Raw genomic sequence first — 13,841 nt, 5'->3', positions numbered from 1 at the left:
TCAGCGCCCCAGCACGCCGCGCAGGTAGGCGTCGTGTTGGGGCATGGCCGCCACGGCGGTGGCGATGCATTCGCGGCGCCACCGCAAGCCCTGCAGCGCGACCGCGCGCTCGATGTCGCCCAGCGACGGGTCGGCGCGTACTGGCCAGTGCCCCATGCCGGCATGGATCGCCAGCCAGCTGGTCGCGTCGAAGCCCTCCAGGTCGTATTGGTGCAGCGCGCCCGCCTGGCGCCATGCGTGGAGCTTGAAGACCAAGGTCTCGGGTAGCTCCATGGTGGCCATCGCGCGCCACAGCGCGCTGTCGCGGCGCGCGCTCAGGCAGTAGTGCATGATGATGAAATCGCGCACACGCGCGAACTGGCGCGCCATTTCGCCGTTGTAGTCGGCCAGCACGTGCTCGGTCAACGGCGCGCCCGTCAACAGCAAATCGATCAGCTTCCCCAGCGCCCGCTGGACCAGGAAAATGCTCGTGGACTCGAGCGGCTCCAGGAATCCCCCCGACAGGCCTAGCGCGACCACGTTGTGCACCCAGGCGCGCGCGCGGTGGCCGGTCTGGAATCGCAGCAGGCGCGGTTCGGCCAGCGCCGGCCCGTCCAGCTGCCCCAGCAATTGTTCGCGCGCGCGATCCTCGTCGATGTAGCGGCTGGCGAACACGTGGCCGTTGCCTGTGCGGCTTTGCAGCGGTATCCGCCACGCCCAACCCGCCTCCAGCGCGGTGGCGCGCGTGTACGGCGTCAGTTCGGTCCCGATGCGTTCGGTCGGACAGGCCCAGGCCCGGTCCACCGGCAGCCAGTGGCTGAAGTCGACGAACGGTTCGCCCAGGGTGCGCCCCAGCAGCAGCGACGCGAAGCCGGAACAGTCGATGTACAGGTCGCCGGCCACCACGCGCCCATCGGCCAGGGTGAGCCGGTCGACGCCACCGTCGGCGCGCCGCGCCACGTCGACGATGCGCCCCTCGGTGCGGCGCGCGCCGCGCCCTTCCCCCAGCTTGCGCAGGAAAGCGGCGTACAGCGCGGCGTCGAAGTGGTAGGCGTAATCGTAGCGGTCGGCCTCTCCAGGCACCGCGAAGCGGCCCTGGGCGGCCATCACGCTCGGCAGGCATTGCTCCCCCAGGGACCCAATGCCGGCCTCGCCCAGCCGTTGGTACTGGCCCCACACCGCGCGCGATCCGCTCAGTTCGCCGAAGTCGCCGAAAGTGTGGAAATAGCTTTCGCCCTGCGCGCGCCAGTCGCAAAACTGGATGCCCAGCTTGTAGCTGCCGTTGCTGGCGCGCAGGAACTCGGCCTCGTCAATGCCGAGCAGCCGGTGGAAGTTGCGGATCGATGGAAAGGTCGCCTCCCCCACCCCGACGATGCCGATCTCCTCCGACTCTACCAGCTCGATAGTGGTGGCGCCCTTGAGGGCGGTGGCCAGCGCGGTGGCCGTCATCCATCCGGCCGCGCCGCCGCCGACCACCACGATGCGTTTGAACGGCGGCTTCATGGCGCGGCGCAATGCCGGGCGATGTGCTCGGCGTGAGCGGGCATCGCCTTGACCACCTGCGCGATGATGTCGCGCCGGCTTGCCAGGTGCCCCAGCAACTGGTCGAAATTGAGGTTGTCGATCAGCGGGTCGTCCCGTTTGGGCACCACACCCAGTCCCATCAGCAGCGAGACCATCGACGGTTCGGTGAAGCCGAGCTTGTCGTAGACCACGACGCGGCCGGTTTCGCGGTACGTCTCGATCTGGTGCCGCAGCGTATCGGGAATCGCCATGTTGGCGCAGTAGCGCCAGAAGTCCGAATCGGTACGGTTGGTGAGCTTGTAATGCATGATGATGAAGTCGCGCACGTACTCGTAGCGCTGCGCGACCAGGCGGTTGAACTCGTCGGCCAGCTCGGGACGGTAGTCGCGATCGGGGAAATACTGGAGCAGCCAGCCGACCGCGTTTTCGATGATGTTGATGCTGGTCGATTCGAGCGGCTCGAGAAAGCCGCTCGACAGGCCGATCGCCACGCAGTTCTTGACCCAGGACTTGCGCCGCCGGCCCGTGGTGAAGCGCAGCTGGCGCGGTTCGCCGAGCGGATCGCCGTCGAGACCTTCGAGCAGCACGCGCCCGGCCTGCGCGTCGGTGGTGAAGCCGTCGCAGTAGACGTGGCCGTTGCCGGTGCGATGTTGAAGCGGAATGCGCCAGGTCCAGCCGGCTTCCTTGGCGGTGGAGGTGGTGTACGGCGTGAGCGGCTCGACCTTGGCGCACGGGACGGCCTGCGCGCTGTTACACGGCAGCATGGCGCTCCAGTCGTCGTAGCCGGCCTGGTACACGCCTTCGATCAGCAGGCCGCGAAAGCCCGAGCAATCGACGAACAGGTCGCCCTCGACGCGGCGGCCGTCGCGCAGCCTGAGGGCGGTGATGAAGCCGGTTTCGGGGTGCTGCTCCACGTGCTCGATCATGCCTTCGATGCGTTTGACGCCGCGTTGCGTGGCGTAGTCGCGCAAATAGGCGGCATACAGTCCGGCGTCGAAATGGTAGGCGTAGCCATATGCGTCGGTGATCGTTGGCATGTCGTCTTGCGGCGGCACGAAGCGGTTGCTGCGCGCCATCATGGTCGCCATCGACCATTGCTCGTAGGACGGCATGTCCTTGAACACGCGCGACAGGCGCTGCCAGTACATGGTCGCCGGGCGGTTCTCGATGGCCGGGCCGAAGTCGCCGAAGCCGTGGAAAAACCGGTTGCCAACATGGCCCCAATCCTTGAATTCGATGCCGAGCTTGAAGGTCGCCTGGGTCTTCCTGACGAAGTCCGATTCGTCCAGGCCGAGTGCGAGATTGAAGTAGCGGATCGTCGGCAGCGTCGCCTCGCCGACGCCGACGGTACCGATCTCTGGCGACTCGACCAGCACCACTTCGCAGGTCTTGGGCAGCTTGAGCGCCAGCGGCGCGGCGGCCATCCAGCCGGCGGTACCGCCGCCCACGATGACGACTTTTCGTATGTTTTTGTCGGACATGTCGTTGCTTCTTTTTAGAGTGCTTGCCTGCGCGGGCAAGGATGCGGCCGGCGTGTCGGCGCCGGTGAAATGAGCCCGCCCCCGCGCCGTCAGCGTTGGACGCGCAGCGGTGGAGCAAGGGAGCGGAATAATTCTCGCACGAATCGCCGCAAAAAAAACCATGCCGGTCCGCGAAGTCGCAATCTACTGAATTTTATATGTTGTATTGATGTTTTTTGTAATTGCCGCAAGTATTTCCTCTCCACATAATAGCCTCCACGAGTGTGATACCGCAGACAACGAATTATCGTCGTCGACGCCGCCGGTAGCAGCGGAGCGGGTGCGCATTTTCGTTTGCCAGCGGCGAAGCCGGTGACAGCCAACCAGCAGTAAACGCACCAGAGAGAAACCATAAAATCATGAGGGGACAAAAAATGAAATTCCAGCTTACGGCTGTCGGATTGGCCTGCGCCACGTTGCTGGCTGGCTGCGGAGGCGGTGGCGGCGACAAGGGGGCCGACGGCGGCCTGGCGCAGTCGATTGCCTTCCCATTCCCGGGCGGCGCGACAGTGGGCGCCCCGGCCACCGTCGCCACCATCGAGCTTAAGGCGACCGCCAGTTCCGGCGGTCCGGTCACCTACGTGTCGAACACGCCGGGCACCTGTAGCGTCAGCGGCGCCACGCTGTCGCTGCTGAAAGCCGGCGAGTGCTCGGTCAACGCCAACCAGGCCGGCGGCGATGGCTTCGCTCCGGCCTCGGCGCGCCAACTTTTCGTCATTCCCAAGCGCCCGGCGCTGATCACCTTCCGCAACCCGGGGGTGCAGCCGCTGGACGCGGCGCCGTTGCCACTGGTGGCGAGCGCCGCCGAAGCACTGCCGGTCACCTTTAGCACCAGCACGCCGGATGTGTGCTCGGTCAGCGGCAGCACCTTGCAAAAGCGCGCCAACGGCCTGTGCGTGGTCAGCGCCACGGCGGGCGGCAACGATATCTACCTGACGGCGAAAGTGGACAAGACCATTCCGATCGGCGACGCGGTATTGCCCCCGCTGAATTTCGCCAGCGGCTACAAGGCAAACGATGTCGGCCGTACCACGGAGAACGGCAAAATCGAGTGGTATTCCTCGGATCCGACCAAAACCACCGTGGCCGCCGACGGCAGCACCTTCGCGCTCGCCATGGATAAACAGTCGGACGCGCCTAATTTCGGCGGCTACTACGGTCTCACGGTTTACGCCGCCGGCCTGCAGGAGTTGGTCAAGGGCGGCGAGACCGGCGGCGCGGTGATCGACGGCCAGCAGGCGATGAAGTTCAATCTGATGATGAACCCCGAAATGGTCGCCGCCAACAAGACCCGACTCAGGGTTTGGCTGTACCTCGGCCACAACGCCAACAACGATTGCAACGTGCGTCTGGAGAAGTTCATCACACCGGTGTTCTCGACATCCGTGCAGGGCGTGCAGCAGCAAACCATCGATCTCAAGTCGTTCACCGTTGAGCGGAGTTGTGGCCTGGACGTGGTCGACGCCGCGACGGAGCTGCAGGACCACGCGATCTCCAAGATCGAGTTCAACGTGCCTGATATTAACAATCAGGTGCCGAACGCCGGGACCAGCATCTACAGCACCAGCGTGACGATGGGATCCATCAGCTTCCAGTAATGGCGCGCGATGATCTACCCCGCCGGCGGTGCGCGGCGGGCAAGCAAAGCACTTATAAGATTTCAATAGGACGGAGACAATGAAAACAATCGGAACACAGATCAAGCGCGAACCCTTGCGGATGACCGCGCTGGCACTGGCTGCGGCGCAGCTCGCAATGCTCTACAGCGGCGCCGCGCAGGCGCAGACGGCCGTCGAGCCGGCCGCCAAGGACGGGGAAGTCACCTCCGTGGTGGTGACGGGCCAGCGCGCGGCGATGCAATCGGCCGCCAAGCTCAAACAGAATTCCGAGGAGGTCATTGACGGCGTCGTCGCCGAGGAGGCCGGCAAGCTGCCCGACAGGTCGATCACCGAGGTGCTGCAGCGGATCGTCGGCGTGACGATGGACCGCAACAAATCGCGCGGCGACCCGGAGCATTTCTCGGTCGAGGGTTCGGGCATTTCGGTGCGCGGCCTGACTTGGGGATCGTCGACCTTGAACGGCCGCGAATCGTTCTCGGCCGGCTGGCCGGGGCGCGAATTGAGCTGGGGCGACGTTCCGGCCGAACTGATGTCGGCGGTGATCGTGCACAAAAATCCGCCTGCCGACCTGATCGAGGGTGGCGTCAGCGGCCAGGTCGACTTGCGCACCGCGCTGCCGTTCGACTACAAGGGCGACAAATTCTCGGCCTCGACCTACGTCAACTACAACCAGCTCGGTTCGAAGACCTCGCCCGCCGTCTCCGGCCTAGTGTCCAAACGCTGGGAAAACGACTTCGGCCAGTGGGGCGCGCTGATCGACGTGTCCGCCAACAGGAACAACACCCACAACGACACGATCCAGGTCGACGCCTACTTCCCCCGCACTGACATCGTCGACGGACAAACCTTGTGGGTGCCCAAATCGGGATCGTGGCGCACCAACACCAGCGAGACCAACCGCGCCGGCGTATATGGCGCGCTGCAGTGGAAGAAGGCGGGCATGGAGTCGGCGCTGACCTATTTCCACTCGGGCTACAAGGACAAAACGGTCGAGAACGCCTTGTTCACGGGGGTGGAAAACCCCTACATGTCCAAGCTGGTCGACCCCGTGTTCGACAGCCGGGGGATCTTGCAGAAGGCCAAGTACACCTATCCGATCGGCGGCGCCGGCGCCAATCAGTTCGCCGCCGGCGGCCTTGGCTTCAACTCCAACCAGGCCTTCAGCGAATCGAGTTCGCAAACCAGGGAGATCGCCTGGAATGCCAAATGGAACATCAACGAGCGCTGGACCGTCCAGAACGACCTGCAGTGGGTGCATGCGACGACCAAGAGTTTCGGCGCCGGCATGGTCCTGGGCACCTTCGTGCCAAGCATGGATATCGACCTGACCGGCAGTCCCGGCCAGATCACCTTCGACGACGCGGCGAAAAAATTCCTGACCGATCCTGGCAATTATTACGTTTCCAACGTCCAGGCGGGCAAGAGCAAGGCGACCGCCGACCTATACGCCTGGAAGGGCGACGTGCGCTACAAGTTCGACCATCCGGTGCTGCGCGACGTGCGTTTCGGCGTGCGCCTGACCAAGCGCTCGACCAACAACACCAAGGCGACCGGCTCGGAATGGTACAGCATCGGCGAGCCATGGGCTGTGCGGCCGACGACCGTGCCGGGGAGCCTGCCCACCGCGAACGATCCGGGCTGGCAACCTCGCGCGAACTTCGGCTATCTGAGCGATCCGAAGTACGCGGCCCTGATTCCGGTCGGCACCACCAACTACGACAACTTCTTCAACGGCAAGGTTCCCGTGCCGGGCACCCTGGTGCAGCCGACCCTGGCCGCAGTCAAGGACTATCCGAACGCCTACGCCAAGCTTGCGATGGTCAAGAAGTACGCCTGCGAGGACAACAACGCCTACTGGCACAGAAGCGACGACTGCTCGACCGCAGGCGCGGACTGGAAGCCGTTCGCCTACGACGGCGATCCGGCAAACGTCCGGCGTCAGGGAGAGAAGACGCAGGCCGCCTACCTGTCGTCGCGTTTCGCCTTCGACGAGCTGCGCTTCCCGGTCGAGGGCAGCGTTGGCGTGCGCGTGGTTCACACCAGCACGACGGCGCACGGCTACACCGTGTTCCTGCCGACCTACAGCGGCACCACGCCGCCGTCCATCCCGCAGTTTGGCAAGATCAACCAGCCGATCGATATCGAGCACAGCTATCTCGACCTGCTGCCGAGTCTTAACCTGAAGGTGGAGTTGACCGACAAGTTGCAAGCGCGCTTCGCGTTCGCCAAGTCAATGTACCGGCCGAGCTTTGGCGACCTGGCCGAGTACGTCACCTTGGAGCAACAGGTCAGCAGCAACACCGATGGCACCATCGCCAACATCAACTACAAGGGGGTCAACAAGGGTAACGCCAGGCTCAATCCGACCCGGGCCAACAGCTTTGACGCGACGCTCGAGTGGTATCCGGGCAGCGGCTCGTCGCTGACGGCCGCCTTCTTCTACAAGAAAGTGCGCGACATCGTGCTGAACTCGGCCTACACCGCCGACTACAACGACCTGGCCGGCAACCCGCAAACCTTCCTGATCAGCGCGCCGACCAACGCTTCCGATGGTCGCGTGGCCGGGGTGGAAATCGCCGGTCAGACCTACTTCAACAACGTGCCGGGACTGGAGGGCAAGCTGCCGGAATGGGCCAAGGGCTTCGGCATCTCCGCCAACTACACCCACCTGAAGAGCAAGCAGGAGTTGCACCGTCCGTTCGCGTTGAAGTACTGCCCGGCGGCCGGGTCGTTCAACAACACGTCGCTGAGCACCTACGGTTGCGACACCGACGGCACGCCGTTCACCGACATGCCGTTGCAGTATTTGTCGCCCAACGCGTTCAACTTGATGTTCTTGTACGACAAGGGGCCGCTGTCGATGCGTCTGGCCTACAGCTGGCGCAGCCGCTTCCTGCAAGGTGTGGCGGTCAATGGCACCTCCGACGGCAACGGCGGCGCCACCAGCGCCGATCCGACCCGGGCGACGGTGGTCAACGGCAAGACGGTTTATCCGACCGACGTGGCCTGGGGTTTGCCAACCTGGCAGGAAGCGACCGGACAGCTCGATTTGGGGATCGACTACAAGATCACCGAGCGTCTGCAGGCCAGCTTCTCGGCGAGCAACCTCACCGATGTCGTCGTTCGGCAAACCCAGCAACAGCATATCGGCAACATGACCCGCGCCTGGTTCGAGCCTGGCCGCAGCTACCGCCTGGCGCTGCGCTACTCGTACTAAGACGCGGCGGGGCGGCCCCCAACGGGGCCGCTTGTGCTACCGACCAAAACGCCGGCCCGCTCGGGTCGGTGTTTTCTTTCGCTTGGGCGCCGAGCCTGCGAGGCCGCGCCCGCTCGTTCGCCATTTCCCTTTTCAAGCCCCATGAAAAAAACATCCTGCTCCGCCGTCGTCCTGCTATCCGTGCTGGCCGTGCTGCCCCCGGCGTCATTCGCGCTCAACCCGGTGATACAAACGATGTACACCGCCGATCCGGGCCCGATGGTCCACGACGGCACGCTCTACCTGTTTTCCAGCCACGATGAGGATGTCGGTGAGCCCAACAACTTCAACATGAAGAACTGGGTGCTCGCCACGACGACCGACATGGTGAACTGGACCCAGCATGGCGTGATCGCCTCGCTGCGGGACTTTCCGTGGGCCGCCAAGGAAATCTCCGGCTGGGATGGATTTAACAACGGCGCCTGGGCGCCACAGGCGATCGAGCGGGACGGCAAATGGTATCTGTATGCCCCGGTGCAAGGACGCGGCATCGGCGTGCTGGTGGCCGACAGTCCCCTCGGCCCCTACACCGACCCCATCAAAAAACCGCTGATCGCCGGCCACGCCGGCGGCCTGTACGACAGCATCGATCCGACCGTCTACATCGACGACAAGGGCCAGGCCTATCTCGCCTGGGGCAATCCCAACCTGTGGTCGGTCAAGCTGAACAAGGACATGATTTCCTACGACACGAGCGTCGGCGAGAAAGGCATCATTGGCCACCCGATGACCGTCAAGGCCTTGGGCGAGCGCACGCCGCCCGACACGCAAGGCTACACGCTGCCAAAGCCCGCCCTGCGCGGCACGTCCTACGAAGAGGGGCCTTGGCTCTATAAACGCAAGAATCTCAACTACCTGTTCTTTGCCGGCGGCCCCATCCCCGAGCATCTGGCCTACTCCACCGGCCCCACGCCGGAGGGCCCGTGGACCTATGGCGGGGTGATCATGCCGCCGCAAAGCGCCTTCACCAACCACGCGGGCGTGGTGGATTTCAAGGGCAAGACCTACCTCTTCTACCACAATGCCGCGCTGCCGGGCGGCGACGGCTTCAAACGCTCCGTGGCCGTCGACGAGTTGAAGTTCGACCCGGATGGCTCGGTGCCGATGGTGCAACCGACCAAGCAAGGGCCGGCGCCGATCGCGACCCTCGATCCCTACAAGCGCGTGGAGGCGGAGACCATCGCCTGGTCGTCCGGCGTCAAGATCGAGCGCAGCAGCGCAGGCGGCCAGAATGTGTGGAACATCCACGACGGCGACCATATCCAGGTGCGCAATGTCGATTTTGGCGCGACCGGCGCGCGCGCCTTCACGGCCAGCCTTTCCAGCAAGGCCAAGGCGAAGCAGGCCACGGGGGCGAAGATCGAGATCCGCTTGGGCAAGCTCGACGGCCAGTTGATCGGCACCCTGCCGGTCTCGGGCACCGGCGGCGAGTGGCAGCCGCAGTCGGCGCAGGTATCGGCCGCCCCGGGCGTCCACGATCTGTTCTTCGTGTTCCGCGGCGCGCCCGGCGAAGAACTGTTCAAGTTCGATCACTGGAAATTCGCCCGGCGCGATGCCGCGGACGCTTCCGTCGCCTCCCCGCCCCTACCGGCGCACCCCGCCCATAATCCCCTGATCTGGGCCGACGTGCCGGACATCGCCATTATCCGCGTAGGAAAAACCTACTACATGAGCAGCACGACGATGCACATGAGCCCGGGCCTGCCGATCATGAAGTCGACCGACCTGGTCAACTGGAGCATGGCCTCCTACGCCTATGAGACGCTGGCCGACGACGAAACCTTCCGCCTCGAAAACGGCAAGAACGCCTACGGCGCCGGCTCCTGGGCCAGCAGCCTGCGTTACCACGACGGCGTGTTTCACGCGTCGACCTTCTCCGCCAACACGGAACGCACGCATATCTACAGCACGCGCGATCCGGATCGCGGTCCGTGGAAAGAGACCAGTTTCAAGCCATCGCTGGGCGACCACAGCCTGTTCTTCGACGACGACGGCCGCGTCTACATGGTGTACGGGGGCGCCCGCATCTCGCTCGTCGAAATGCTACCCGATCTGTCCGGCATCAAGCCTGGCGGCGTGAACAAGGTCATCGTCGACAACGTCAACGCCCTGTTCGGCCCCGACCAGGGCGGGCTCAAAGGCGAGGGCTCGCAGCTGTTCAAAGCCAACGGCCGCTACTACCTGTTTAACATCACCTCGCCCGGCACCCGCTGGGCGCGTACCGTCACCATCCACCGTGCCGACACCATCGACGGTCCCTACGAGGGCCGCATTGCGCTCGACGATCGCGGTATCGCCCAGGGCGGCCTGATCGACACCCCGGAAGGCAAATGGTATACCTATCTGTTCAAGGACAACGGCGCCGTCGGCCGCATTCCCTACCTCGTGCCCGTGACCTGGACGGACGGCTGGCCCGTGCTCGGCAAGGACGGCGAAGTGCCGATGACGCTCGACATTCCCGCCGGCGGCCAAGGCGCGTCCGGCGCCGCCGGCATCGTCGCCTCCGACGAATTCGCCCGCCGGCCCGGCGCCCCCGCCCTGCCCCTCGCCTGGCAATGGAATCACAATCCCGATCCGCGTAACTGGTCGCTGACCAAGCGCCCGGGCTACCTGAGCCTGGTCACCGGCCGGGTCGACGCCAGCCTGCCGGAGGCCAGGAACACCCTCACCCAGCGCACCTTCGGCCCCGACAGTTCCGCCACCACCCGCATCGACGTGAGCGGCATGAAGGACGGCGACTGGGCCGGCCTGTCCGCTTTCCAGAGGAAGTATGGTTTTGTCGGCGTGAAGATGAGCGGCGGCGTTAGATCGATCGTCATGGTGAGCGCCGACTCCGACAAGCCCGAGGAGATCGCCTCCATTCCCCTGTCCGGCACTACCGTTCACCTCAAGGTGGAGGGCGAGTTCCAGCCCGCGCCTGAAATGGCGCGCTTCTCGTACAGCCTTGACGGCAAATCGTGGAAGGCCATCGGCCGCCCCTCGCGTCTCGAATACAGCTTCCCGCACTTCATGGGTTACCGCTACGCGCTGTTCTTCTATTCGACCAAGACCGCCGGCGGCCGTGTCGACTTCGATTACTACCGGATCGGGCAACGCGGCGCCTCCCGCTGACGTCGACCGATTTCTATTATCTGTGAAAACCTATGTCTCTGATACCGCCGGAAACCAATTCCCCCGCCACCGAAGAACGTGAGCCGCGCTGGGGGCGCAAGCACAATCGCTACGCCATCGGCCTTGTGATCCTGCTCCATCTGGTGCTGGGATTGTTCGCGCTGCTGTCGAACTCGCGGCCCCCGCCCAAGCAGGAGCAGCGCGCCGTCGATGTCGTGCTGTTCGAGGCGAAAGTGCCGGAGAAAAAAGCGCCCGAAACCGTGCCCGAGCCGCGCCCGGTCGAGCCTCCGCCGGTGCAGGTCCCTGCCCTGCCGGACCTTGCGCCCGTCAAGGTAGCCGAGGTCCAGGTGGCTCCGCCACCCGTGGCGCAGGCCATCCCGGCGCCGGCCGTGGTCACGCCACCACCGCCGCCGCCTCCCCCTCCGCCCGAGGTCAAGGTGGCGGCCACGCCGCCCAAGTTGTTCGAGGAATGTGCGGACTCGCCGGACCGGAACATGGTAGCCGATGTCTATAACCTGCGCACCGGCACCCAGTCGGTCAACGAAATGCGGCGACGCAAGCCGGTCAAGCGCGTCTGCCTGGCCCAGCTCAATATCGCGCCGCGCGATTTCCGCGAAGGTTTTCCGGGCCTGGGCACGACCACCGAATGGTTTGGCCTCGATATCCGCTTCACCGTCAATGTCGCCGAGGCCGGCACGTGGGAGTTGATGCTGTTGTCCGACGACGGCGCCATCCTGAGCATCGACGGGCAGGACGTGATCAACAACGACGGCATCCACGGAGCGTCGCCGGAAACGGCCAAGGTGACGCTGGAAAAGGGCTTGCGCAACTTCCGCGTGCGCTATTTCCAGGGGCCGGGCTTCAACCTGGCGCTGATCCTTGGCTGGCGCAAGCCAGGCGCGGCCGATTTCGACTACTTGCCGCGCAAGCTGATCGGACGACCGCCGGCCGACACGCTGGCGGCGATGCAGCCAAAAGAATAACCAGATTCAAGCCGCACAGCGGCTTTGCAGCAACCACGATCTTTGTAGCAAACCTTAATCACCACTGTCTGGAGACCCCTGTTGAACCTCATTAAACACAGCCTCGCCGTACTCGGCATGATCGCGGTACCCGTTTTTGCCGCCGGCCAAGTCAGCGTCAGCATCGACGCCGCCAAACCCGGCCCGGTCATCAACAAAGATGTGTACGGCCAGTTCGCCGAGAATCTCGGCACCGGCGTCTACGAGGGCATGTACGTCGGCGAGAAGTCGACCATCCCCAACACCAGGGGCTGGCGCAACGACGTCGTCGGCGCGCTCAAGGAATTGCATGTGCCGCTGGTGCGCTGGCCGGGCGGCTGCTTCGCCGACACCTACCATTGGCGCGACGGCATCGGACCGCAGGACCAGCGTCCAAGCAACATCAACGGCGGCCGCGTGGACCAGTTCAACGCCGTCGGCACCCACGAATTCTTCGACCTGATCGACATGCTGGGCGCCGACGCCTACATCAACGGCAACGTCGGCACCGGCACCGTGCAGGAGATGGCCGACTGGGTCGAGTACCTGACCGCGGACGGCGGCTCGCCCCTGGCCCGGCTGCGCGCCAAGAACGGGCGCGAAAAGCCGTTCAAGGTGGCCTATTTCGGAGTCGGCAACGAGTTGTGGGGCTGCGGCGGCAACATGAAGCCCGAGTACTACGCGGGCCTGTACAACAACTACTGGACCTTCCTGAGGACGCCCGAGCAGAACAAGCCGAAAATGATCGCCGCCGGCGGCGAGATTGCTTGGACAGAGGTCTTGAGCAAGGACCTGAAGGGCCGCACGAATGGCATCAGCATCCACCAGTACACCATCCCGAGCGGTATCTGGGAAGTCAAGGGCAAGACCCTCGGCTTCAAGGAAGGCGAGTGGATTTCGACCCTTGCCGCCGCCTCGAAAATGGACAAGATCATCAAAGACCACGTGGCCGTGCTGGACAAGAACGATCCGGAGAAGAAGATCGGGCTGATGATCGACGAGTGGGGTACCTGGTATGACGAAGAGAAAAACGCCCCAAGCGCCCTCTTCCAGCAAAACTCCCTGCGCGACGCGCTTGTGGCGGCGCTTAGCTTCAACATCTTCCATGAGCACGCGGAGCGGGTCCCCATGACCACCATCGCCCAAATGGTCAATGTGCTGCAGTCGATGATCCTGACCGACAAGGAGAAGATGGTCCTGACCCCGACCTACTACGCGTTCCAGATGTACGTGCCGTTCCAGGACGCCAAGACGCTGCCGCTGGCGATCAAGAACAACACCAGCTACACTCTGGGCACGACCACCATTCCGGGCGTGAGCGCTTCGGCGGCGCGCGCCAAGGACGGCAAGGTGTATCTGGCGCTCGTCAACACCGACCCGTCGAAAGCGGTCGATGTCGCCGTCGATGTCGCCGGCACGAAGGTCAAAGGCGCGGCCGGCAAGGTGCTGACCTCGGCCGCGATGGATGCGCACAACACGTTCCAAAATCCGCAGGTCATCAAGCCGTCGGCGTTCAGCACGCGCGCGGCGAGCGGCAAGCTCTCGATCAAGGTGCCCGCCAAGGCCGTGATGGTGGTCGCTTTGGAGTAGTAGGCGCCCGGCGCGGGCAGCACCCGCGCCGGATTTCAGTTCAATAGAGATAAACACGTCGGAGACATTGGTTTGAGCCTCAAGGCCGGCTTCTTTCAATAAGCCGGTTTTTTAGTTGACCGCCGGGGCTACAAGAGTCGCCCGCGCCGCAGGGAGACTCAAACGGTCAAATATCTAGTGTGCTAGAGTCTGGTACAATAGATAAATGCAGACACCCAAACGATCGATCGGTACCAAGTTG

The 13,841-nt window shown here is 64.2% G+C and carries 7 protein-coding genes and 2 pseudogenes; 7 read left to right on the top strand and 2 right to left on the bottom strand.

Features of this window, described 5'->3' with window-relative positions; all coding sequences use genetic code 11:
- Complete coding sequence (locus tag NHH88_18050) at positions 1-1,482, bottom strand: tryptophan 7-halogenase (protein ID USX11611.1); 1,482 nt, start codon at positions 1,480-1,482, stop codon at positions 1-3.
- Positions 1,479-2,984: a tryptophan 7-halogenase gene (locus NHH88_18045; protein ID USX11610.1), complete on the bottom strand. Its 1,506-nt coding sequence runs from the start codon at positions 2,982-2,984 to the stop codon at positions 1,479-1,481. Before NHH88_18045 ends, NHH88_18050 begins: the two co-directional genes overlap by 4 nt.
- Before the next feature lie 413 nt (positions 2,985-3,397).
- Between NHH88_18045 and NHH88_18040 the strand changes: the two genes are divergently transcribed.
- The 7 genes and pseudogenes from NHH88_18040 (at position 3,398) to NHH88_18010 (ending at position 13,600) form a co-directional block, all read left to right on the top strand.
- Positions 3,398-4,621 (top strand): hypothetical protein, encoded by a 1,224-nt coding sequence (locus NHH88_18040; protein ID USX11609.1) that lies wholly within the window; start codon positions 3,398-3,400, stop codon positions 4,619-4,621.
- A gap of 79 nt (positions 4,622-4,700) precedes the next feature.
- Positions 4,701-7,859: a TonB-dependent receptor gene (locus NHH88_18035; GenBank protein ID USX11608.1), complete on the top strand. Its 3,159-nt coding sequence runs from the start codon at positions 4,701-4,703 to the stop codon at positions 7,857-7,859.
- A 258-nt stretch (positions 7,860-8,117) separates the two neighbouring features.
- A pseudogene (locus NHH88_18030) lies at positions 8,118-10,253 on the top strand (family 43 glycosylhydrolase).
- A gap of 103 nt (positions 10,254-10,356) precedes the next feature.
- Positions 10,357-10,452 (top strand): annotated as a pseudogene (locus NHH88_18025) (DUF4390 domain-containing protein).
- On the top strand, positions 10,437-11,009 hold the full coding sequence (locus tag NHH88_18020; protein USX17370.1) for a hypothetical protein: 573 nt from the start codon (positions 10,437-10,439) through the stop codon (positions 11,007-11,009). Before NHH88_18025 ends, NHH88_18020 begins: the two are co-directional and overlap by 16 nt.
- A 32-nt stretch (positions 11,010-11,041) precedes the next feature.
- On the top strand, positions 11,042-11,992 hold the full coding sequence (locus NHH88_18015) for a PA14 domain-containing protein (GenBank protein ID USX11607.1): 951 nt from the start codon (positions 11,042-11,044) through the stop codon (positions 11,990-11,992).
- Positions 11,993-12,073: 81 nt separating this feature from the next.
- The gene (locus tag NHH88_18010; GenBank protein USX11606.1) at positions 12,074-13,600 is read left to right on the top strand and encodes an alpha-N-arabinofuranosidase; all 1,527 of its coding nucleotides are present in this window, start codon (positions 12,074-12,076) and stop codon (positions 13,598-13,600) included.
- Positions 13,601-13,841: the final 241 nt, after the last annotated feature.

The sequence above is a fragment of the Oxalobacteraceae bacterium OTU3CAMAD1 genome (assembly GCA_024123915.1).
Classification (GTDB): Bacteria; Pseudomonadota; Gammaproteobacteria; order Burkholderiales; family Burkholderiaceae_D; genus Rugamonas.
This window is presented reverse-complemented; position numbering and strand designations above follow the sequence as displayed.